This window comes from Pseudoramibacter faecis, assembly GCF_036289405.1.
GTDB lineage: Bacteria > Bacillota > Clostridia > Eubacteriales > Eubacteriaceae > Pseudoramibacter > Pseudoramibacter faecis.
Genome location: NZ_JAYFFI010000001.1, coordinates 450,513 through 473,754, shown reverse-complemented (window position 1 = coordinate 473,754; position 23,242 = coordinate 450,513). Strand labels below are relative to the sequence as shown.

The following is a 23,242-nucleotide window of genomic DNA, read 5'->3' as shown; positions in this document are numbered from 1 at the left end:
GGGCTGCCCTTCTTGAACAAAGGCGATTTAAAAATGCCGGCTTTACAGACGCGGCCGGATGGCATAAAATGGGGCGGCAACAAACGACGTGAGGTGAAAACGCGATGAGTGAAGAAAAACGCGATTATTATGAAGTGCTGGGCGTGGATAAAAACGCCAGCGCAGACGACATTAAAAAGGCCTACCGCAAGCTGGCCTTAAAATATCACCCGGACCGCAATCAGGGCGATAAAGAAGCAGAAAATAAATTCAAGGAAGCCAACGAAGCCTACGAAGTGCTCAGCGACGACGAAAAGCGCCGCAACTATGATCAGTTCGGCCACGCCGGCGTGGACGGTCAGGGCTTTGGCGACTTTAGCGGCGGCGCCGGGTTCGGCGGCTTCGAGGACATTTTCTCCGATATTTTCGGCGGGGGCTTCGGCGGTTTCGGCGGTTTTGGCAGCAGCGGCACGGGCTCGGCTCGGCGCGGGCCGAGCCGAGGCGCCGATATGCGCATCAATCTGCACTTGAGCTTTAAGGAAGCGGTGTTCGGCACCACCAAAAAGATCAAGATCAAGCGGCGGGAAGCCTGCACTCACTGCCACGGCACCGGCGCGAAGGACGGTTCCGGCGTGAAGACCTGCGACCGCTGCGGCGGCACCGGCCAGGTGACGATGCGGCGTCAGACGGCCTTTGGCATGATGGCCCAAACCACCGTGTGCGACAAGTGCCACGGCGAGGGCAAGGTCATCGAAGAGCCCTGCGATTATTGTCACGGCAGCGGCCTGAAAGAAAGGGAACGCACCATCGAGATCAAGATTCCGGCCGGGGTCAACAACGACTCCGTGCTGCCGCTGCGCGGCCAGGGGCACGCCGGGGCGAACGGGGGCGGCAAGGGCGATATCCTGGTGTATATGAGCATTGCGGCGGATCCGATCTTCAGCCGGGAGGGCGACGATATTTATCTGGATATGCCCATCACCTTCAGCCAGGCGGCCCTCGGAGGCAATGTGGACGTGCCATTGGTGGACGGGACAACTAAGAAGATCAAGATTCCCGAAGGCACCCAGACGGGCAAGATTTTCCGCATGCGGGGCATGGGTGTGCCCAATGTCAACGGCTACGGCAAGGGCGATCAATACGTGACCGTCAAGGTCGAAACTCCCCAGAAGCTCAACAAGCATCAGCGCGAACTGCTCAAGAAGTTCGACGATTCGCTGGAGAGCAAAAACAAACAGCGGGGCAGCAGCTTTTGGAATAAAGTGAAAGAGGCGTTTCAATAAGCCGGGCGAGCGGCAGGGCGCGAAAGCATTCAAAACGGCAGTTTGGCTGCCGTTTTTTAATGCGCCGCAGATCCGTATGCCGCGGCCGCGGGACTCCGACGAAAAAAATTTAAATTCTGCTTGATGCCCGTTCGCTTATTTGCTATAATCGTTCGTGTTCAAGCGGGTATAGCTCAGTGGTAGAGCCCTGGCTTCCCAAGCCAGTCGCGAGAGTTCGATTCTCTTTACCCGCTCCAATTTCTGAAATTTGAAACCCGCATTGTGTAAGGCTTTGCGGGTTTTTTATTTATGCAGATTACGCATTTGATGGCCATAAATATAAATTATTTTAAAAAGATAATTTTTATCATTGTTTACACCCTTTTTAAATAATTTGTTTTTAACTTCCGTGTTCAATAAAAAATCAGGATCATGGTTCAAATCAAAGCATAATCCTTAACAAAGTGAGCCCTAAGGGCTTTTTTTATGTGCCTATCGGGCAGCGCATCTTATCATCATCTGCGTGACACACAAGGGTAAATGCGCTCGCTTCGTGTGTTTGATAGATGATAATCAATGATAGATAAATCAAATCTATGAAAAATTATCGTTTTCCGATAAAATAACAATGATAATCGTTAAAATATATGTTACCCTTAACAAAAAGGGGATTCGTTATGAAAAAACGCAGAGGAAATGTTATCCGATATGAAGCAATAGGGACTTGTATTAAGGCATTGACGTATGCGTTTTTGATTGCATTGATAATAAAATTGCTTGTCGGTATCTGGATACTGACAAAAACGCAAAATAATTTTATGGTAAGCAAACAACTTAGATTAACAACGATATTCTTGCCACCTATCTTTTCACTAAAAAAATCGATATTTATCCCAAGACGGTTTTTATCATTGCATATATGGCCCAGATTGTTCGGACAGGAATTCTTTTCTGTATTTGCCATTCGATTTCAAGTAGAAAAGTTAAAAAATATAATTAGCAAGGAAATGAAGGAGAAAACAGTAATAATAGTCACACATAATGAAGAATTTGTACAACTAGCCAATAAAGTGCTAAGAGTCTCTACAAATGGTGCTGTCAAGAAATTGGAAATGAAATAAATGAAGAAAATAAAAAACAAAAAATATGATTTAAACCTTGGTAAGGTATCTATAAAAAGAAATTTTTTGATGAATAGTCTTTTGACGCTTTCGTCTTTTATTTTCCCAATGATTACTTTCCCATATATTTCTCGAATATTATTACCGGCTGCGATCGGTAGAGTTAGTTACGCCACTTCCTTAGTGGTGTATTTTAATTTGATTGCTCAATTGGGAATCCCTACCTATGGCATTCGAGCTTGTGCGCAAGTTCGCGATGACAAATTGAAATTAACGCGAGTTGTTCAAGAACTTTTTATTATCAATCTGCTGATGAGTGGGCTAGTATATATTTTGTTTTTTGGATTGTTGGTTTTGGTGCCGCAGCTACAAGACGATCGAATGCTCTATATTGTTATGAGTTCAGCCATTTTATTTAACGCGCTTGGCATCGACTGGATGTATCAAGGATTGGAGCAATATGCCTACATCACAAAGAGATCAATTCTTTTTAAATTTTTTGCCTTAATCATGATGTTTGCTTTCATTCATCAACCAGGAGATTATATTATTTATGGAGGTATTTCTATTTTTGCTTCGTCGGCTTCAAATATTTTGAATTTTATGAATGCACGGAAATTCATATTGATGAAATATGTTGGAGGGTATCAATTCAAAAGACATTTTAGAGCGATCGGTATCTTTTTTGCCATGTCGTGCGCGACGATTATTTATACAAATTTAGATACGATAATGCTTAAATGGTTGACAACTAATATTGACGTTGGTTACTATAATACAGCTGTAAGGGTCAAAACAATTTTGGTTGGAATAGTAACCTCTTTAGGTGCCGTTTTATTGCCTCGGGCATCTTATTACGTTGAAAATCAAATGTTGGAAGACTTTCGTCGAGTTAGTAAAAAGGCGATAAATTTCGTTGTGGTTTTCGCCTCTCCAATAAGTCTTTATTTTATTCTTTTTGCAAAACCAAGCATTTATTTATTATCGAGCAGTGCTTTTGCCGGCGCGATTAAGCCCATGCAAATTATTATGCCAACAGTGATGCTTATTGGGATAACCAATATTTTGGGAATTCAAATATTGGTGCCCCTGGGGCGGCAAAAGATCATTATGTGGTCGGAGATAGCCGGAGCAGGCATAGATTTTTTGGTCAATTGGCTTCTTATTCCCAAGTATGCATCGGCGGGCGCAGCATTTGGAACACTGTTGGCAGAAATCATTGTCTTAGTAATACAATTTGTTTCACTCCGTCAGGAAATTAAATTTATTTATCGGCAAATTTATTTTGGGAAAATAGGCTTGGCGTTGCTGGCCGGCTGTATTTTTTCCTTTTGGGCCTTGAAGGTTAGCCCTGTTTTTATTGTACATTTCGGCAATATCATGGGAAATCTTATGACGCTAATCCTGTCTTTCGGCCTGTTTTTTGCTGGATACATCATGATCCTTTTGTTTTACAGAGAGCCGATGGCCCTCTATATCAAGGAACAGATCACGGGCTTTCTGCCCTGATTGTCCATGGCTGGGAAAACCGACAGGGCTTGTCTTGCAACTTTAACGGCTCAAAAAATTGATTTTTTTGCGCGGAGTCTGCCGGCGCAGGCGGGAGGCGATCGGCAGCCCGAAAACAGTTATTGACATATGCCGATAATTGTGCTATCATCAAACGAAAGAAAGGCGGGAGGTGGCAAATGGCAAGGCCCTGCAAGAAAAGACGCATCGGCGGCACGCCCTGCTGCAGACGCTTCGGCCCCGGGCGGGCGGCGAGCGGCGCGGCGGTGACCCTAAGCGTGGAGGAATACGAAACCCTGCGCCGCATCGACTACGAAGGGATGCGTCAGGCGGAATGTGCGGCGGCCATGGCCGCGGGGCGCACGACGGTGCAGGCCATCTACCGTTCGGCCAGAAAGAAGCTGGCCACCGCCTTGGTGGAAGCGCGGCCGCTGATCATCGGCGGCGGCGATTATATTTTAACGTCGGCCGAAGCGCCGATCAGCAAAGGAGAAGACATGGAACAACGCATTGCAGTCACTTATGACGACGGACAGATTTTTCAGCATTTCGGCCACACCAGCCAGTTCAAGATTTACGACATCCGGGACGGCGCGGTGGCGGAAACGGCCGTGGTGGACACGAACGGCCAGGGGCACGGCGCCCTGGGCGGTTTTTTGAAGAACGCCGATGTGGACGCGCTGATTTGCGGCGGCATCGGCGGCGGTGCGCGCATGGCGCTGGCGGATGCCGACGTCGCGCTTTATGCCGGCGTGACCGGAGAGGCCGACGCGGCGGTGGCGGCGCTTTTGGCCGGCACCCTGGCCTATCAGACCGAGGCCAACTGCGATCATCACGGGGAAAGCCATTCCTGTGGGCACCACCACGGCGAGGACTATCACCGCCACGGGAAACACCATTGTGGGCACGCCGGGGCCCATCGGGAAACGCAGGCATGATGAGCGAAAACACAAGGATCCGGGCAGAACGGGCTGTGACCCTCAAGCACAGCGGGCATAATTGCTGCCAGGCGGTGCTCCTGGCTTATGCCGATCGGCTCCCGCTTTCGGAAGCCGTGCTGGACGATCTCGGCCTGCCCTTCGGCTCGGGCATGGGCACTGGGGAAGGCACCTGCGGGGCGCTTTGCGGCGCCCAGATGGCGGCCGGGCTTTTAGGCCTCGGCACGGCACGGCGGGCAATCTTCAGGCAGTTCGTCGACGACACCGGGGCCAGCGTGTGCCGAGATTTAAAAGGGACCGCGGCCGGCCGGCCTCTGTGCAGCTGTGACGATTGTGTGCGCTGCGGGGTGACGGCGCTGGCAGCTGTTTTGAACGATGCCGAGGATGCGCCGCAGGTATTCGATTAAAATCAGATAACCAATGATTCAAAAGCCGTGTTCTGGATGAACGCGGCTTTTTTTGTTTGGGACCAGCATTGCTGTTTGCATTTGTGTGCCGCCGGCACACCACCAATCGACATTTTCCCCGTATAATAAAGAAAAAGATGCACCGAGAGAAAAAGTTTAAAAACCCTTGGACATATGATGGCGTTAATCTTTTACATCCGGAGGAGAGAGAAAATGATGCAAAGCAAAAAGTGGACAAAATGGCTCGTCGTCGGCTTGGCGGCGGTGTTGGCGCTGGGGGCGACCGGCTGCGGCAGCGGCTCTAAGGACACGTCGCCCATCAAGCAATCGGAAATTAAAGCATTATACAGCTCGCCCGACGATTTTAAGGGCAGAAGCTTCACTTTCACGGCGGCGGTGTTCGGCGATGTTGAAAAGAAGGACGATCAGCTGGTGTTCCAGGCGTGGCACGATATTGAAAAATCAAGCAAAAACACGGTAATCGTTGCGGAGGACACCGATTTAGACCTGAAGGAAGGTGACTATATCCGGGTCAAAGGAAAAATCGACGGGAAATATACCGGGGAAAATGCCTTTGGCGGCGATGTGAAGGCGGTGCAGGTCACGGCGTCAACCGTCAAGAAGATTTCGGCCGCCAGCGCCATCCCCGCGACGAAAACCGTCGACGTGAATAAAACCGTCTCTCAGGGCGGGATCGATTTGACCTTGAAAAAAGTAGATTGGACGAATTCGGAAATGCGTGTGTATCTGAGCGTTAAAAACAACAACAGCACAGAGGTGTCGGTCTATGCCGATTCGGACGGCAAAATCATTCAGAACAACACCCAGCACGATCCGGCGATGTCGAGCATCGACTATCCCCAGCTGAGCTCTGATCTGGCGGCCGGCGCATCCAGTGAAGGCATTATCACCTTTAAAAACGTGAATAAGGCCAATTTTACCTATCAGTGCAGCGGCTACAACACCAATTTCGACGAACTGCATTTCAGTTTTGACGTGAACGTTCAGTAGCAGATCGGCGATTTTAACGCAGCGATGGACATCGCTGTGTTTTTTTATTGGCCGCATTTTGAAAATGATGTAAATACAGGGTCAAAGAATTGTAAACTTTGCTTTAAATTTGCATCCGGGGCTTTTCAAGGCGGGGGCTTTCTGATAAAATAAAAATTATCAATCGAATATGTAAAGATAGAGGCGCGTTTTTTAAGAGTATGCGGGGCGATCGCAGCAGGGCGAAGGGACCACCGCGGAAAGGAAAAGACGCCGAAGTGTCATCTGCCTGCTGTGGTGATTGCTGGGGCCGTCGAGAACATCGCCGGGACTGTCGCCGTCAGGCGGGGGGCTGTCAAACACAAGCAAACACAGGATTTGATTTTGCGCGGCCGGTATCTTTACTGGCCTTTTTTTACGCAGGGGGATTTAAATTGGGATCGCAGGTAAGGAGGATCGCCATGAAAAAATATAAAGTCGGAATTTTGGGAGCCACGGGCATGGTGGGCCAGCGCTTTGTGACGCTTTTGGCCGGCCACCCGTGGTTTGAGATGACCGCGCTGGCCGCGTCGGCCAGATCCGCGGGGAAAACCTACGGCGAGGCGGTGGCCGGCCGCTGGAAGCTGGAAGGGCCGATGCCGGAAGCCGCGGCGACCATGCCCGTGGCGGACGTGCAGGACATCGACGCCATTGCGGCGCAGGTGGATTTTGTCTTCTCCGCCGTCGATATGAAGAAAGACGAAATCCGCGCCATTGAAGAAGCCTATGCCAAGCGGGAAATCCCGGTGGTCTCCAACAACTCGGCCCACCGCTGGACGCCGGACGTGCCGATGGTCATCCCGGAAATCAACGCCGATCACTACGCTATCATTGGCGCGCAGAGAAAACGGCTGGGCACGAAGCGCGGCTTTGTCGCGGTCAAGCCCAACTGCTCTATCCAGTCCTATACGCCGGCGCTGGCCGCCTGGCAGGCCTTCGAGCCCTACGAGGTGATCGTCTCCACCTATCAGGCGATTTCCGGCGCGGGCAAAAACTTTGAAACCTGGCCGGAAATGGCGGGCAATATCATTCCCTACATCGGCGGGGAAGAAGAAAAATCCGAGCAGGAACCCCTCAAGGTTTTCGGCCGGGTTGCCGGCGATCACATCGAAAAGGCCGAGGGGATGGCGATCACATCCCAGTGCATCCGCGTGCCGGTGCTCAACGGCCACACGGCCGCGGTCTTTGTGAAATTTCGCAAGCATCCGACGAAAGACGAGCTGGTCGGCGCGCTCAGAAATTACAGCGGCGGGCCCCAGACGCTGCGGCTGCCTTCGGCGCCGGCGCATTTCATCCAGTATCTGGAAGACGACGATCGGCCGCAGGTCGCGAAGGATGTCGATTTCGAGAACGGCATGGGCATTTCCATCGGGCGGCTGCGGGAAGACAGCGTTTATGACTGGAAATTCGTCGGCCTTTCCCACAACACGCTGCGCGGCGCGGCCGGCGGCGGGGTCGAAGCGGCGGAATATCTCTGCGCGAAAGGCTATATCGCATCCAAAGAAGCGTAACGAACGCGGCGGGTATCGACCGCATGGCCGATGCCCCATCACGAATTAAGGAGGAAGCAATGGCTACTATTTTTACAGGTTCCTGCGTGGCGATGATCACCCCGTTTGATACAAGCGGGCGAGTGGATTACGACACGATGAAGGCCAATATTGAACGGCATATTGCCGAAGGCACAGACGCGCTGCTGATTTGCGGCACCACCGGCGAAAGCTCGACGTTAAGCGACGAAGAACACCGCGAAGTGCTCCGAGTCGCCGGCGAATGCATCGATCACCGGGTGCCCTTTGTTGCGGGCACCGGCTCCAACGACACGGCTTATTCCATCGGGCTGACCCAATACGCCGAAAGCCTTGGGGCCGATGCGGCGCTGGTGATCAACCCGTATTACAACAAAACCACCCAGGAAGGGATCTATCAGCACATCAAGGCCATCGCGGACAGCTGCGCGCTGCCGCTGATCGTCTATAACGTGCCCAGCCGCACCGGCTCCAACATCCTGCCGGCGACCACGGCCCGCCTGGCCAAGCTGCCGACGGTGCAGGCCATCAAAGAAGCCAGCGGCGATATCAGCCAGATCGCCGAGGTGATCGAGCTGACGGCTGCCGACGATTTCGACGTGTATTCCGGCAACGACGATCAGACGCTGCCTATCATGGCGCTGGGCGGCAAGGGCGTGATTTCTGTGACGGCCAATATCGCGCCGAAGGCCATGCACGAGCTGGCCGCGGCCTGCCTGGCCGACGACATGGATGACGCCAGAGCCCGCATGCGAAAGACCAACATCCTCAACCGGGCGATGTTTTACGAAAACAACCCGATTCCGGTGAAGACGGCCATGGCGCTAATGGGGCTTGACACCGGCGTGATGCGGCTGCCGCTGGTGCCCATGGGCGAAGCCAACAAGGCCCGCCTGGCAGAAGCGCTCAAAGCGTACGGGGGGCTGATCGGATGATGAAGGTGATACTTTCCGGCGCGGCCGGCCATATGGGCCGGGTGGTGGCCGATTGTGCGGCCGCGGCCGACGACGTGACCGTGGTGGCGGGGCTCGATCAGAAGTCTGGCGATGCCGGCGCCTTTCCGATTTACGCGGACTTCGACGCCTGCACCGAAGACGCCGATGTGATCATCGACTTTTCGCACTTTTCCGCTTTTCCAAAGGTGATCGCCTTTGCCGAAAAGCGCCGGCTGCCGCTGGTCATTGCGACCACCGGCCTCACGGGCGAAGACAAGGCGCGCATCGCCGAAAAGGCCAAGCTGTTCCCGATTTTCAAAACGGCGAACATGTCCCTCGGGGTCAACGTCATTGCGGACGTGCTTCAAAGAATCTCGGGGCTGCTCGCGCCGGGCTTCGACATCGAAATTGTCGAGAAGCATCACAACCGCAAGGTGGATGCCCCCAGCGGCACGGCCATTTTGCTGGCAGACGCGGTGAATGCCGGCATCGAGGCGGACGGCGGCGTCCCCAGGCGCTACACCTATGGCCGGAGCGGCCGCGACTGCAAGCGCACCCCGGACGAGCTCGGCATCCACGCTGTTCGCGGCGGCACCATCGCCGGCGAACATACCGTGCTTTACGCCGGGGACGACGAGCTGATCGAAATCAAACACACGGCGCTTTCCCGCAAGATTTTCGGCAACGGCGCCCTGACAGCGGCCCGGTTTCTCATCACGAAATCAAACGGCCTTTACGATATGAGCGATGTGATCGGAGCGTGAAGCGCGAACGACAAACAAGACAGAAAAACATTTTGGAGAAAGCAACATTGACCAACGAAGAAATTAAAGAAAAATACGATTTAAAAGATCCCTATCAGATCGCGAAATACATCAAGGAAGTGCAGAAGAGCACACCGGTCAAGGCGTACCTGCGCGGCTATCTGCGGGAACAGGATCTCGACGGGTTTAATTATTTTGGAATTCCCTCGGCCTGCGTGGTGCTGGGAGAAAGCGACGCCGTGGCCGAACTCATCGAGGCGACCGCGTCCAAGCTGACCTTCTGCCAGGTGGAAAACGCCGCCCGCAACTCTGCGGTGCCGATGCTCGACATGACGCATGTGGACGCCCGGATCGAACCGGGAGCCTATATCCGCGAAGGGGTGCAGATCAAAAAGAACGCGGTGATCATGATGGGCGCGGTGATCAACATCGGCGCCGCCGTCGGCGAGGGCTCGATGATCGACATGAACGCGGTGCTCGGCGCGCGCGCCACCGTCGGCAAGAACTGCCACATCGGCGCGGGCACGGTGCTCGCCGGCGTGCTGGAGCCGCCCTCCAGCGATCCCGTCGTGATCGAGGACGGCGTGGTCATCGGCGCTAATGCCGTCGTGCTCGAGGGCGTGCGCGTGGGCGCCGGGGCCGTGGTCGCCGCCGGGGCCGTGGTCGCCGAAAATGTGCCGGCCGGCGCGGTGGTGGCCGGCAGCCCGGCGAAGATCGTCAAGGAAAAGGACGAAAAAACCGAATCGAAAACCGAATTGCTCGACGATCTGCGCGGCTAAGCGCTCGTCGCCGGCCTTTTAAAGGCGGTGCTTTGGCGCCGCTTTTTGTGGTGTTAAAGGAAAAATCAAGACAAACGCAAAGGGAAAATCCGATGAATACGATTGTTCAAAAATACGGCGGCACGTCCATGGGGACGATCGACCGCATCAAAAATGTGGCCAGACGCATCATTGCCAAGAAGGAACAGGGCAACCGCATGGTGGTGGTTGTCTCGGCGATGGGCAAGAGCACCGACCAGCTGGTGGCCATGGCCTACGCCGTCAACGACAAGCCGCCGAAGCGCGAAATGGATATGCTGCTCGCCACCGGCGAACAGGTTTCCATCTCCATGCTCTCCATGGCGTTGGCCGAAATGGGGCATAAGGCGATCTCCTTCACCGGGCCCCAGGTGGGCATCAAAACCGAGGGTGTCCACGGGCGCGCTCGCATCATGGACATCGACACCACCAAGATCACCCAGGCGCTGGCCGACGACAACGTCGTGATCGTCGCCGGCTTTCAGGGGGTGAACGAGAACGACGACATCACCACCCTGGGCCGGGGAGGCTCCGACACTTCGGCGGTGGCGCTCTCCTGCGTGCTGCGCTGTCCCTGCGAAATCTATACCGATGTGGACGGGATCTACGGCGTCGATCCGCGGCTGTATCCCCCGGCGAAAAAGCTCGACGTGGTGAGCTACGACGAGATGCTCGAGATGGCGAGCCTCGGCGCCGGCGTGATGCACACCCGCTCCATCGAGCTCGGCCGCAAATACAACGCGGACATCACCGTGGCGTCGAGCATCCACGATGTGCCCGGCACGTTAATCACGGCGAACGCCGCCGCGACCCAAAAGCCCATCACCGGGATGGCGGTCTATAACGACGAGATGATGGTCTCGATCAAAAACGTGCCCTACGACGTGAACATCTCGGCGCGCCTTTTTTCGGCGCTGGCCGCGGCGGGCATCAACGTCGACATGATCAGCCAGACCGCGCCGATCGCCGATCGGATGCACATTTCCTTTTCGGCCTCTCACGACGATATCGACGCGCTGGAAAAGGCGCTGGCCGAATTCCACGCGGCTTATCCTCAGACGGCCGTCGATATGCGCGAGGACGCGGTGAAGATGTCGGTGGTCGGCAGCGGCATGAAGGCGCACCCCGGCGTCGCCAGTAGATTTTTTAAGCTGTTGTCGGATCAGCACTTTCCGATTCTGATGGTCACCACCTCGGACATCCGCATCTCCTGCATGATCCCGGCGGAGGCCAGAGAGCGGGCGGTCATGGCGGTGGCCGACGGCTTTGAATTATAAGGAGGGCGATGTGATTAATATCGAAAAACATCCGGTGGACAGCCTGTCCATCGACTGCGAAAGCCTGATGATCTCCCTGAAGGCGGTGCCCTTCAACAAAAACATCATGAGCCGCCTGCTGGACGATCTGGCGGCAGCCGGCGTCAACGTGGACGTGATTTCCCGGACGGCGCCGGTGGGCGAAACCTTTGACGTGTCGCTGCTCGTGCCCGAGCGGGACATGGCTGCGGTGCGCGAGATTGCCAATGATCTCGGCGGCGATTTCAAGATGATCGGCATTGCGGTCAACAAGAACATCACCCGGCTCAACCTGCACGGCATCGGCATGCGCACCCAGTCCGGGGTGGCGGCACGCTATCTGCAGGTCTTCGCCGACAACGACATCCAGGTGATGATGGTCACCACGTCGGAGATCTGCATCTCCTGCATCGTCCGCAACGAGGATGCCAAAAAGGCAGCGACGGCGATTCAGGCCGCCTTTCAGTTACAATAATGTTACAGAATTTGGCCGCTGACGTCGTGCAAAGCGGGATGGGGTATGGTATAATTTTTCCAATTTTGAAGTAGGAGCAGAAAAATGGCTCAAGATGAAATGAAAAAAAACCCGGCGGTCGCTGAGGCGCCGGTCGAAGCGCAGGCAGCATCCATGCCCGTTAGCGAAGCGTCTCCTCCGGAGGCCGGCGGCGACACCGCTCGGTTTTTGGAAGAGGGGGGCGTGACGGAAACGCCTGACGCGGACGCCGAAGCGGCCGACGCATCAGCAGATGATGCCGAAAGTGCCGCCGATCGTGAGGACGCGGCCGAGGCTGACGACGCAGCGGCGGATGCCCCTGATGCGGCGGATGAAGAAACGCAGACCGCGGATGTAATCGTCGAAGCGCCGGACGAAACGCCGTCGGAAGCGGCGGAAACGGTCGATGAAACGGTGCGGCCCGAAGAGGAAGCGCCGTCGGAAGAGATGGCGGCTGAAGCCGAAGTGGCGGACGCATCGGTGTGCGACGAAGCGGCGGCGGAAGAAGACACGGACTCAGACGAATCGGTCGCGTCTAAAGAAAGCGCGGACGAAATCGCGGATTTAGACGAAGGGGCCGGCGATACCGACCCTGACGAAAGCATGATAACCGAATCGTCAGACACAGAAGCGGTCACCGAAGCGCCGGACGAAACGCCGTCGGAAGCATCGGAACCGGCCGATGAAACGGTGCGGCCCGAAGAGGAAGCGCCGCCGGTCGAACCTGCGGTCCCAACCGATGCGGCAGAAGAACCGGTGACGACTGAGAATTCTGAAAACGGCGAAGCCGTGGTGTCTGAGGGAATCGCAGATGCGGATTCAGATGAGGTGGCCGGCGACACCGACGCAGCGAATGAAACCGCTTATGACGAAGAAACGCCGGCAGAAGATTCGGACAGTGGCGACACCGACGCTGACGAAAGCATGATAACCGAATCGTCAGACACAGAAGCGGTCACCGAAGCGCCGGACGAAACGCCGTCGGAAGTGACGGAACCGGCCGATGAAACGGTGCGGCCCGAAGAGGAAGCGCCGTCGGAAGAGATGGCGGCTGAAGCCGAAGCGGCGGATGCATCGACGGGCGACGAAGCTATCGCCGCCGAAGCGGCGACGGAAGAAGATACGGACTCAGACGAAGCAGTCGCGCCATCGGAGATGCCCGGGGCCCCGGCCGACGCGGCGGAAGAACCGACGGCCGAGGTTTTGGAAGCCGGCGAAGCAACGGCATCCGATGCGGAGGCGATTGCGAATAACCGCTTGCGGGGACAGGCGCAGGATTTAACCGAATTCCCCGAGCCGGAAACGGCAGAGCCCGCTGCGGAAGCCGTTCCCGCCGAAGCGGCAGCGGCCGGCAATGCCGAGGCGGTTGCGGCCGACGGTGCAAGGGCGACCGAAACACCTGCGGCTGAAGGGCGGACCATCGATCTCGGTGCGTTCGAGACACCTGCATCCGCGCCGCCCGTGAAAAAGCGGAAAAAAGGCGGATTGATCGCTGGCGTGGCGATCGCCGTGCTCGCGGTGATTTATTTTGCCGGCGCAGCCTTTTATCACGGGCATTTCTTCGCCGGGACGACGATCAACGGCGTGGCGGCGGGTAACCGGTCGCCGGCGGCCGTGCAGGAAACCGTTCAGAACAAGGCGGCGACCTATCGCCTGGTGCTCAAGGGCAAGGACAACCATGTGGAAAAAGTGACGGCGGGTGCGCTTGGCATCGCCTACAAGGGGGACGCGGCCCTGCAAAAGCTTTTGACCGGGCAGAACAGCTTTGCCTGGCCGGCGATGTTCTTCCGGAAGGATCAGCATGCGGTTTCCGCGATCCGCTATAACGAAACCAAGGTGAACCGGGTGGTCTCGATGCTCAATCTGGTCACCGGCGATCAGGTGACCGACGCGCAAAACGCGCGGCCGGTGGTTGAAAAAGACGGCGACGTGCGCATTAAAGCCGCGGTGACGGGCAACCGGCTGGATAAAGCCCGGCTGAAGACCGCGATCCTTAAAGCCGTGGCCACCGGCGATGAAACCATCGACCTGAAAAGGGACCGCTGCTATGTCGAGCCGAAATACCATAAAGATTCGGCGGCGGTCAAGCAGGCCGCCAAGGTGATGAAGCGATATGCTAAAGCCAAGATCACCTATATGTTCGGCTCGGACAATGAAGTGGTGGACAGCAAGGTGTTCGGCTCCTGGCTCACCGTGGACGGCAACATGAACGTGACGGTGAACGAGGCCAAGGCGGCGGATTATTTGTATCAGCTGGCATTGAGGACCAACACGGCTTATGGCAAGCACACCTTTAAAACCAGCGGCGGCAACACCATCACGGTGAACGGCGGCAGCTACGGCTGGCGCATCGACCGGGATGCCGAGCTGAAGCAGCTCGTCGCCGATATCAAGTCCAGCAACGCGGTCAATCGCGAGCCGGCCTATAAACAAAGAGGCAAGACCCGCAAGAGCATCTACGAGGACATCGGCGATTCCTATGTGGAGGTGTCGATTGCCCAGCAGCACATGTGGGTTTATAAGAACGGTCGGCAGGTGGTGAGCACGGCGATAGTCACCGGCAACACGGCTGCCGGCCACGGCACGACCCCCGGCGTGTATTACATCGCCTATAAGGCGCGTCACGCGACGCTTAAAGGGGAGGATTACAAAACCCCGGTGTCCTACTGGATGCCCTTTAACGGCGGCCAGGGTATTCACGATTCCTGGTGGCGCAGCGCTTACGGCGGCGCCATTTACCGGGGCGGCGGCTCCCACGGCTGCGTGAACACCCCGCCGTCACAGGTGCCGCAGGTTTACGCCAATGTGGAAACCGGCACGCCGGTCGTCGTCTATTACTAAAACACAAACAGCGCTCCGGCGCTTACCCCGCAATGCGGGGTTTTTTAATGGCGGCGAATTCCATTGACGCCGCCGGCTCAGAACGGTACAATAAAAATTAAAACGACAAGCGGCAGCCGGTGCCCGGCTGCCCGATTGAAGGCATTGAATGCAAGGCGAAAATAAGGAGAAAATGCGGTGAGCAGAAAATTTAACAGGCAGATTACCCAGCTCAACAAAGAGATGGTGGCGATCTATCGGGAAGATGACGCCTATATGTCTTACACCTCGGCGGCGCTGCCCCGGCGCAGCGAGGTCATTTTGCTGATTAACGAAGTGCGCGAGCTTTTTTATCCCCGGCATTTCGGCAGGCGGGAGCTTTTTGACTGCACCCTGCAGTATTATATCGGCGATCTGATGATGACGGTGGAAGAGCGGCTGCACCGGCAGGTGCGTCTGGCCCTGATTCGGGCCAACGACACCAAGGATCCGGCGCTGCGGGTGGACAGGCCCCTGCTGGAGGACCGGGCGGAGGAAGTCAGCTGCGAATTCATGAACCGGATTCCCGCGGTGCGGGAGATGATCACCCTGGATGTGCAGGCCGCCTACGACGGCGATCCGGCGGCCAAGGATCTCGACCAAATCGTTTTGACCTATCCCGGGGTCTTTGCGATGATGGTGTTTCGCCTGGCCCACGAGCTCGAGCGGCTCGAAGTGCCGATTATCCCCCGGATGATGACGGAATACGCCCACAGCCGCACCGGCATCGACATCAACCCCGGGGCGACCATCGGCAAATCCTTCTTTATGGACCACGGCACCGGCATCGTCATCGGGGAGACCACGGAAATCGGCGACGAGGTCAAGCTCTATCAAGGGGTGACCCTCGGCGCGTTGTCCACCCGGGGCGGGCAGTCCCTGCGGGGGGCCAAGCGCCACCCCACCATCGGGGATCGGGTAACCATTTATTCCGGAGCGTCGGTGCTCGGCGGCCGGACGGTGATCGGCCACGATTCGGTGATCGGCGGCAACTGCTTTATCATCCAGCCTATTCCGCCGTGCAGCAAGGTTTCCATTAAGGACCCGGAACTGCAAATGGACAACGGCACGATCGAGGCGTACCACGACGATTTTAACTGGGCGGAGGATCGTTGATGGCGGCGCGCCCGGCCATTGACGGCGCGACCCGGCTGATCGGGCTGCTGGGCAGCCCGGTGACCCACTCAAAGTCGCCGGCGATCCACAACGCGGCCTTTGCCGCGACGGGTGTGAACGCGGCCTATCTCGCCTTTGAGGTGGCGCCAGAGAAGCTTGCGGCGGCAGCGGCGGGGCTTGTGGCCCTGGGGGCCGCGGGCTGGAACGTGACGATGCCCCACAAAACCGCGATGGCGGCTCTTTGTGATGCGCTGTCGCCGGCGGCGCGCATCGTCGGTGCCGTGAATACCGTGGTGGTGCAGGACGGCCGGCTGATCGGGCATATCACCGACGGCTCCGGCTTTACCGCGGCGCTGGTCGACCGCGGCTTCGATCCGGCGGGCAAGCAGGTGGCGCTTTTCGGCGCCGGGGGCGCAGCCCGGGCCGTGGCGGTGCAGCTTGCCCTTGACGGGGCGGCGCAGCTCACGATTTTCAACCGGACGGCGGCCAAGGCCCGGGTGCTGGCCGAGACGATTGTGGCCGAGACCGGCTGTGCGGCGCGGGCCTATGCCCTGGATGACGCCGGGGCGCTCCGCGCGGCGGTGGCCGAGGCAGACCTGGTGATCAACGGGACGAAGCTGGGCATGGCGCCCCGCCCCGAGACCTGCGTGCTGCCGGACGCCCGCTGGCTGGCCCGCCGGCCGGTCGTGGCGGATTTTGTCTATAACCCGGTTCAGACGCGGCTGCTCGCCATGGCGGCGGAGGCCGGCTGCCCGACGCTGGACGGCCTGGCGATGCTCCTGTGGCAGGGCGCCCAAGCCTTCACCCTGTGGACTGGCCGCCCGATGCCGGTGGCCGCGGTCCGGGCGGCGGTCTTCGGCGTTTAAGGCCGCCGGCCGGCTTGACATCTTCCGGACTTTTAAGTATTATGGATACAATGTTACGCGTGGGATCCCTGTGGCAGAAGTCACGGGGATTTTTTAATGACAGGCGCCAGTTTTTGGCGGCAGGTTCGCATCAGCGGAGGAGGAAAGTGTGAAATATTGGAATGAAACCTTTGAGCGCATGCCCCGGGAGCAGCTCCGGGCGCTGCAGCTGGACCGGCTGAAGAAGACGGTGGACAAGGTCTACGCCCGGGTGCCCTTTTATCGGGAAAAGCTGCAGGCGCTGGGCGTCGGGCCAGAGAGCATCAACAGTCTGGAAGACATTCGCCGGCTGCCCTTCACCACGAAGGAGGATCTGCGGAATGGCTATCCCTATGACATGCTGGCCGAGCCCCTGTCGCAGATTGCCCGGGTGCAGGCCTCGTCCGGGACGACGGGCAAGCCCGTCTGCGACGGCTATACCCACAACGATCTGGCCATGTGGGCCGAATGTGTGGCCCGCGGGCTTACTGGTGCCGGCGCGGACGAGCACGCCGTCATCCACAACGCCTATGGCTACGGCCTGTTCACCGGGGGCATCGGGATCCACGGCGGCGCCGAGCGCATGGGCGCGTCGGTGATTCCCATGTCCAGCGGGAACACTGCCCGCCAGATCATGCTGATGCAGGATTTCAAGGCCACCCATCTGACCTGCACCCCTTCCTACGCCAGCTATCTGGGCGAGGTCTTCCGGGACGCGGGCATCGACACGGCCGCGCTGCCACTTAAAGCTGGGATCTTCGGCGCGGAGCCCTGGTCGGAAAACATGCGCAAAACCATTGAGGAAAGCCTGGCCATCAAGGCCTTCGATATTTACGGCATGTGCGAAATCTGCGGGCCGGGTGTCGCCATTGAGTGCGAAGAGCAGGACGGCCTGCACTTCTGGGAGGACTTTTTCTATTTTGAAATCGTCGATCCGAACACCGGCGAGCCGGTGCCCGACGGCGAAGAAGGAGAGCTGGTGATCACCACCCTGGCCAAGGAGGGCATGCCCCTTTTGCGCTACCGCACCCACGACCTGACCCACATCGTCGACGAGCCCTGCCGCTGCGGGCGCACCCACCGCCGCATCGCGCGTCTCTCCGGCCGCACCGACGACATGATGGTCATCCGCGGGGTTAATGTCTTCCCGACCCAGATCGAATCGGCCCTGCTCGACACCGGCGACGTGGAACCGCACTATCAGCTCATCGTGCGGCGTGAAGGCGCTCTCGACACGCTGGAGATCAAGGTGGAACTCAAAGAAGACACCGATATCAACTCCGTTACCGAGTTGGAGGCCATGAAGGCGAAGATCGCCGACCGGGTGAAGTCCATCATCCAGATCAAGTCCAAGATTACGCTGGTGGAGCCCAAGAGCATCGCGCGCAGCGAGGGCAAGGCTAAGCGCGTCATCGATCTGCGCAAAATCTGAGGAGGTGTCAAAATGATCAGACAAGTTTCGGTTTTTATGGAAAATCAGGCCGGCCAGCTCGGCAAGGTGCTGCGGGTTTTGGCCCGGGCCGAGGTGAACATCCGCTCGCTGACCATCGCGGAAACCTTGGATTACGGGATTCTGCGGTTGATTTTGCAGGATACCGACGCGGGCCTCGCGTCGCTGAAGCGCGCCGGCATCCTGGCCAACGTGACCCGGGTGCTCGCGGCGGAAGTGCCCGACAGCCCCGGCGGCATGAGCGCCATCGTCGACGTGCTGGCGGAGGCCGGCATCGGCATCGCCTATGCGTATTCGTTTTTGCCGAAGAACACCAAGAACGCGGTGATCGTGCTCAAGGTGATGGATGCCGACAACGACGCCGCGGCCAAGGTGCTCGCCGAGGCGCCGGGCATCATCCTGCTCGAAAAGGACGAACTGCTCGATCGCTGACGCGCAGACGCGCAGCGCGGTGTTGACAAAAGCCTTGAAAATGACTATACTGAAACCAATCAAATATCAGTCTGTTTCAGGGCGGGGTGCGATTCCCCACCGGCAGTGATGCGAAAGCGAGTCTGCGCGCCGGGGCTTCGGCTCCCAGCTGATTCGGTGTGAATCCGAAACCGACGGTATAGTCCGGATGAAAGAAACGGTGCACGACCTTGTTTCCCATGCCCTGGTTTTTGCCGGGGCTTTTTTGTGAGCGGGTTTTTCTGCGCTTCGAGACAGACAACAGGAGGATCCAATGACAGCCCAAAGTCGCAAAACAAATTTTTTGGTTAAAATGGCCATTCTCGCCGCCATGTCGGTGCTTTTGGTCTACCTGATTCACTTCCCGATCATTCCGGCGGCGCCCTTTCTGGAATACGATCCGGCGGATATTCCCATTCTCATCGGGACCTTTATGTTCGGGCCACTGGGCGGACTCATCATCACGGCGGTGGCCTGTGTGGTGCAGGGATTAACCGTGTCGGCGTCCAGCGGGATCATCGGCATCCTGATGCACTTTTTCGCCACGGGCAGCTTTGTGATCGTGGCCGGCCTGATTTACAGCCGTTTCCACACCCGCCGGGGGGCCGTCGCCGCGCTGCTTGCCGGCATCATGACGATGACGGCGGTGATGTGCGCCTGGAATTTGATCATGACGCCGATCTTCATGGGGACGCCCCGGGCGGCGGTGGCGGCCATGCTGGTGCCGGTCATCATTCCCTTCAATTTAATCAAGGCGGGAATCAATGCGATCGTGACCTTTGCGGTGTACAAATCCGTGTCCCGTTTTGCCGATGCGGATTTTAACCGCAAGAAAAACCAGAAAGCGAAAGCTTGAAGGGCCGGGCTTCAAGTGAGCCGCTTCCGAAGCGCTCGGAGGCGGTTTTTTTATGCCCCGTTTTCGGGCGGCCGCGGGACAGATCAAGGGGCGCGGCGGCTTTTTTGAAAATTTGGGTTGGCAAAAGCGGGAATCATCGATAAACTGGAGGCATGACAAAAATATCAATTGAGGAACGAGGTTGAACATGACGGAAAATAAACGATGGACGGACGTGATCCGCGCGCGCAAGAGCGTGCGCACCTTTGACGGGAGGGATTTGAGCCCGGCACATCGGGCGGAGCTCGAACGCGCTATGGCCGGGACGCCCCGGCTGCTGACGACTCCGGTGACCTTTCGATGGCTTGATGCCGAGTCCGACAGGCTGAGCAGCCCGGTGATTGCGGGAGCCAGGACCTATCTGGCCGGCAAGGTCAAAACGCAGCCCCTCGCGGCGGCGGCCTATGGCTACAGCTTTGAGCATCTGCTTTTGAGCGCGGTGGCGCTGGGGCTGGGCACGGTGTGGATCGCGGGCACCCTCGATCGGCCGGCTTTCGAGGCGGCCATGGCGCTTCAGGGCGACGAGATGATGCCGGCGGCGAGCCCGGTGGGCTATGCGGCCAAGCGCTCGATCCGGGAGCGGGCCATGCGCAGGGCTGTGAAAGCCGACACGCGCCTGCCCTTTGAACGGCTGTTTTTCGTCGGCGATTTTGCGAGCCCCTTGGCTCCGGATGCGGCGGGGAATTGGGCCGATCCGCTTGAGATGGTGCGGCTGGCCCCGTCGGCCGTCAATAAACAGCCCTGGCGCGTTGTGATCGACGGACAGCGCGTTCATTTTTATGAGTGCCGTTCCCGGCGGATTTCCAAGGAGGCGGCTCTGGATATTCAGCAAGTGGATCTGGGCATCGCCCTGTGCCATTTTGAACTGGCGGCAAAAGAAGCCGGCCTGCGCGGACATTTTGCTTCGGCCGATCCCGGCATCGCCTGCCCGGATCACACGACGTATGTTTTAACGTATGAAGCGGAGCCCTGATCCATCCGTTTTCCGCGGCGGTCGGTGATGAACGAAGCGCACGCATATCGGGATGCCGATGGCCCTGACATTGGTGCGGGACATGAAAGATGGGGCTGTTCCTGGCCTCATGCAGGACAACGAGGAGAAACCATAACGAGATGCCGATTTCACAATATTTTGTCGAATTTATTTTTTTCAGCTTTTTAGGATGGGTTTGGGAATTCGTCTACTGCACCATCAGCGAGCGCCACTGGCAGGACCGGGGCTTTCTCTTCGGGCCGGTGTGCCCGATTTACGGCGGCTGTGTGGTGACGGCGAGTCTGGTGTTCGGCGGGCTTTCCCGGATCAATTCGAGACCGGCGCCGCTGTGGCAGATTTTTATCATCTGCGCCGCGGGCAGCGCCGTCGCGGAATACGCCACCTCCTGGGTGCTGGAGCGCCGCTTCCACGCGCGGTGGTGGGACTACAGCCGGCTGCCTTTCAACCTGAAGGGGCGGATCTGCCTGCCGGTGAGCCTGGGCTTTGGGCTGGCGGGGATCGTGGTGGTGCGTTATCTGCTGCCCTGGACGTCGGGTCTTCACGGCGCGATTCCGCCGATAGTTTATGAAGGGCTTGCCATCGGCTTTGCCTTGCTTTTCGGCGCGGATGTCGCCTTGACCGAGGCGAGCCTCTCGGCACTCATCGACGATATGACGCGCATCCACCGCGAATTTAATGCGCGGGCGCAGGAAACCTATGAAACGGTCAGCCGCGTGCCGGCGCGCCTGGAAAATGCCGGTTTGGAAAGGCGGGCAGCCCTCGAGGCCCGCGTGAAAAGCGGCGAAGCCCGGCTGCAGGCAATGGTGACGCACAGCGCGGCAAGACTCAGCTGGGGCCAGCGTCATACCTTAAGCCGCATCCACAGCTTTAAGCCCCGGCGGCCGGAGCTCAATTTGGGCGAGAAGCTGCGGGAAGCGATGCGACGCCGGGAAGCGGCCGATAAAGGGAGAGATGGCCGATGAAGGACGAGACGACGCGGGCGATCCGCGTGGCGACCCCGGCGGATGCCGAGGCATTGCTCGCGGTTTACGCGCCCTATGTGCAAAACACGGCCGTGACCTTCGAAACGGCGGTGCCTGCAGCGGCCGATTTTCGCAGGCGCATCGCGGCCACCCTGCCGCGCTATCCCTATCTGGTGGCCCGGGACGCGCGGGGCGTCGCCGGCTATGCCTATACCGGGGCGTTTGTGGGGCGCGCAGCCTACGATTGGTCGGCGGCGGTCTCGATTTATCTCGCGGCCGACCGCCGGGGCCGCGGCTGGGGGCGAAGACTTTACACCGCGCTTGAAACTCTCAGCCGGGGCCAGGGCATCGCCAATCTCTACGCCTGCATCGGGATGCCCGCCGAGGCGGACGATCCTTATCTCACCGATGCCAGCGCGGCCTTCCACGCGCATCTGGGCTATCGGCCGACGGGGACCTTTCGCCGATGCGGCTATAAATTTGCCCGTTGGTACGACATGATCTGGATGGAAAAGATCATCGGCGAACACCGGACACCCATGCCGCCGCCGATCCCCTTTGACAAGCTGCCCGCCGAGACGGTGGCGGCGGCTTTGGCCGCGGCCGTTAACGCATGAAAAAAGTCCGGCGGATGGGCCGGACTGTGGCGATGGGCCGGGCGCCCCTTCAAAAGAGCCTGCGGTTCGGCTCCTGCGCCCAGGATTAAAAGAAAGAGGAAAACCATGAATGCATCACTGGCGGCCAAACACAAGGCGGCTTTTTGCACCTGCAGCGATCGGGGCTGCCCGCACCATCCCGCCAATCACGCTCGGGGCTGCACGCTCTGTATCGCGAAGAACCTGCTCGAAGAAGAGATTCCCAGCTGTTTTTCTAACGCCGCCGTCGGTCCCCGAAAGCGCCCAGCCTATCATTATATCGATTTTGCCCGGGCGGTGCTGCAGGCGCGCCCAAAACGGAGGACTGACATCAAAGCCCCGGCATTGCCGGGGATTTTTGGTTGGTTATCGGCGAATCGCGTTGATGCCGTCGCAGAAGAGCTGCCCCGAGAGCGCGATCAGCCGCTCGAGGGGAACGCGCTTGCCGTCGGCCACCCACTGGCGGTAAAGGTTGAGGGAGCCGATGCACAAATAGGTGTTGATCAAATGCTGCTCGTCCTCGGGATAGGCGGCGTAGGGATTGTGCCGGGCGCGGTTGTGCTCCCGGGTCGCGGCGAACAGCCGGTCGGTAAAGGCTTGGTAGGCCGGGGTGCAGACCATTTTCTCCACATAAGGCTCCCGGCGGGCCATGAAGGTGAAAAACACCCGGTTGACCTCGGCGAAGGGAGCGTCCGGCGGCAGGGTGTCGATGGCGGCGTAATAATCCTCGGCCAGACCGAGGAGCAGATCCTCGAAGAGCGCCTCGATGCAGGTGTAGTGCAGATAAAAGGTCTTACGGTGAATTTGGGCGCGCTCGGCGAGCGCCTTGACGGTGATGGCGGCGGGATCCATTTCGAGGATCATCGCCTTGATCGCGCCGCGAATGGCGGCGAGCGTCTTTTGAACCCGCAGATCGCGGGCGGTGGTTTCCGGCATGGC

The 23,242-nt window shown here is 58.0% G+C and carries 22 protein-coding genes, 1 tRNA gene, 1 pseudogene and 2 riboswitches; of the genes and pseudogenes, 23 read left to right on the top strand and 1 reads right to left on the bottom strand.

From position 1 onward, the window contains the following. Positions 1-104 precede the first annotated feature (104 nt). The 23 genes and pseudogenes from dnaJ to V3C63_RS11710 form a co-directional block, all read left to right on the top strand. Complete coding sequence (gene dnaJ / locus V3C63_RS02305; protein ID WP_329886190.1) at positions 105-1,262, top strand: molecular chaperone DnaJ; 1,158 nt, start codon at positions 105-107, stop codon at positions 1,260-1,262. 162 nt (positions 1,263-1,424) lie between these two features. Beyond that, positions 1,425-1,498, top strand: a tRNA-Gly gene (locus V3C63_RS02300). A gap of 420 nt (positions 1,499-1,918) precedes the next feature. Then, positions 1,919-2,362 (top strand): hypothetical protein, encoded by a 444-nt coding sequence (locus V3C63_RS02295; protein WP_329886189.1) that lies wholly within the window; start codon positions 1,919-1,921, stop codon positions 2,360-2,362. Further along, complete coding sequence (locus V3C63_RS02290) at positions 2,363-3,871, top strand: flippase (RefSeq protein ID WP_329886188.1); 1,509 nt, start codon at positions 2,363-2,365, stop codon at positions 3,869-3,871. A 179-nt stretch (positions 3,872-4,050) separates the two neighbouring features. Next, positions 4,051-4,809 carry a DUF134 domain-containing protein gene (locus V3C63_RS02285; RefSeq protein ID WP_329886187.1) on the top strand — a complete coding sequence of 253 codons (759 nt, stop codon included), beginning with the start codon at positions 4,051-4,053 and terminating at the stop codon, positions 4,807-4,809. Further along, complete coding sequence (locus V3C63_RS02280; protein WP_329886186.1) at positions 4,806-5,216, top strand: C-GCAxxG-C-C family protein; 411 nt, start codon at positions 4,806-4,808, stop codon at positions 5,214-5,216. Before V3C63_RS02285 ends, V3C63_RS02280 begins: the two co-directional genes overlap by 4 nt. Positions 5,217-5,429: 213 nt before the next feature. Beyond that, the gene (locus tag V3C63_RS02275; RefSeq protein WP_329886185.1) at positions 5,430-6,227 is read left to right on the top strand and encodes a hypothetical protein; all 798 of its coding nucleotides are present in this window, start codon (positions 5,430-5,432) and stop codon (positions 6,225-6,227) included. 170 nt (positions 6,228-6,397) lie between these two features. Next, positions 6,398-6,569, top strand: a riboswitch (Lysine riboswitch). A 98-nt stretch (positions 6,570-6,667) separates the two neighbouring features. Next, positions 6,668-7,756 (top strand): aspartate-semialdehyde dehydrogenase, encoded by a 1,089-nt coding sequence (gene asd, locus V3C63_RS02270; protein WP_329886184.1) that lies wholly within the window; start codon positions 6,668-6,670, stop codon positions 7,754-7,756. Between the two features lie 59 nt (positions 7,757-7,815). After that, positions 7,816-8,709 carry a 4-hydroxy-tetrahydrodipicolinate synthase gene (gene dapA, locus V3C63_RS02265; RefSeq protein ID WP_329886183.1) on the top strand — a complete coding sequence of 298 codons (894 nt, stop codon included), beginning with the start codon at positions 7,816-7,818 and terminating at the stop codon, positions 8,707-8,709. Further along, positions 8,706-9,473 (top strand): 4-hydroxy-tetrahydrodipicolinate reductase, encoded by a 768-nt coding sequence (gene dapB, locus V3C63_RS02260; RefSeq protein ID WP_329886182.1) that lies wholly within the window; start codon positions 8,706-8,708, stop codon positions 9,471-9,473. Before dapA ends, dapB begins: the two co-directional genes overlap by 4 nt. 47 nt (positions 9,474-9,520) lie before the next feature. Then, positions 9,521-10,252: a 2,3,4,5-tetrahydropyridine-2,6-dicarboxylate N-acetyltransferase gene (gene dapD / locus V3C63_RS02255; RefSeq protein ID WP_329886267.1), complete on the top strand. Its 732-nt coding sequence runs from the start codon at positions 9,521-9,523 to the stop codon at positions 10,250-10,252. Positions 10,253-10,344: 92 nt separating this feature from the next. Next, positions 10,345-11,547 (top strand): aspartate kinase, encoded by a 1,203-nt coding sequence (locus V3C63_RS02250; RefSeq protein ID WP_329886181.1) that lies wholly within the window; start codon positions 10,345-10,347, stop codon positions 11,545-11,547. A 10-nt stretch (positions 11,548-11,557) separates the two neighbouring features. Beyond that, on the top strand, positions 11,558-12,040 hold the full coding sequence (locus V3C63_RS02245) for an ACT domain-containing protein (RefSeq protein WP_329886180.1): 483 nt from the start codon (positions 11,558-11,560) through the stop codon (positions 12,038-12,040). 84 nt (positions 12,041-12,124) lie between these two features. Beyond that, positions 12,125-14,899, top strand: coding sequence for a L,D-transpeptidase family protein (locus tag V3C63_RS02240; RefSeq protein ID WP_329886179.1), 2,775 nt, complete (start codon positions 12,125-12,127; stop codon positions 14,897-14,899). 177 nt (positions 14,900-15,076) lie between these two features. Continuing rightward, entirely contained in the window at positions 15,077-16,033 is a 957-nt protein-coding gene (epsC, locus tag V3C63_RS02235; protein WP_329886178.1) for a serine O-acetyltransferase EpsC, read from the top strand. Beyond that, a complete protein-coding gene (locus V3C63_RS02230; protein WP_329886177.1) occupies positions 16,033-16,899 on the top strand; it encodes a shikimate dehydrogenase in 867 nt (288 codons plus the stop codon). Before epsC ends, V3C63_RS02230 begins: the two co-directional genes overlap by 1 nt. Positions 16,900-17,047: 148 nt before the next feature. Beyond that, positions 17,048-18,349, top strand: coding sequence for a phenylacetate--CoA ligase family protein (locus V3C63_RS02225; protein ID WP_329886176.1), 1,302 nt, complete (start codon positions 17,048-17,050; stop codon positions 18,347-18,349). Between the two features lie 12 nt (positions 18,350-18,361). Next, on the top strand, positions 18,362-18,799 hold the full coding sequence (locus V3C63_RS02220; protein WP_329886175.1) for an ACT domain-containing protein: 438 nt from the start codon (positions 18,362-18,364) through the stop codon (positions 18,797-18,799). 68 nt (positions 18,800-18,867) lie between these two features. After that, positions 18,868-19,002, top strand: a riboswitch (FMN riboswitch). Between the two features lie 89 nt (positions 19,003-19,091). Beyond that, on the top strand, positions 19,092-19,673 hold the full coding sequence (locus V3C63_RS02215; protein ID WP_329886174.1) for an ECF transporter S component: 582 nt from the start codon (positions 19,092-19,094) through the stop codon (positions 19,671-19,673). A gap of 187 nt (positions 19,674-19,860) precedes the next feature. Beyond that, positions 19,861-20,685 (top strand): nitroreductase family protein, encoded by an 825-nt coding sequence (locus tag V3C63_RS02210; protein ID WP_329886173.1) that lies wholly within the window; start codon positions 19,861-19,863, stop codon positions 20,683-20,685. A 140-nt stretch (positions 20,686-20,825) separates the two neighbouring features. After that, positions 20,826-21,668: a putative ABC transporter permease gene (locus V3C63_RS02205; RefSeq protein ID WP_329886172.1), complete on the top strand. Its 843-nt coding sequence runs from the start codon at positions 20,826-20,828 to the stop codon at positions 21,666-21,668. Further along, the gene (locus V3C63_RS02200; RefSeq protein WP_329886171.1) at positions 21,665-22,285 is read left to right on the top strand and encodes a GNAT family N-acetyltransferase; all 621 of its coding nucleotides are present in this window, start codon (positions 21,665-21,667) and stop codon (positions 22,283-22,285) included. Before V3C63_RS02205 ends, V3C63_RS02200 begins: the two co-directional genes overlap by 4 nt. 105 nt (positions 22,286-22,390) lie before the next feature. Further along, positions 22,391-22,597 (top strand): annotated as a pseudogene (locus V3C63_RS11710) (DUF6485 family protein); the annotation flags it as partial. A 72-nt stretch (positions 22,598-22,669) separates the two neighbouring features. Here V3C63_RS11710 and V3C63_RS02195 read toward each other — a convergent pair. Continuing rightward, positions 22,670-23,239, bottom strand: coding sequence for a TetR/AcrR family transcriptional regulator (locus tag V3C63_RS02195; RefSeq protein ID WP_329886170.1), 570 nt, complete (start codon positions 23,237-23,239; stop codon positions 22,670-22,672). Positions 23,240-23,242: the final 3 nt, after the last annotated feature.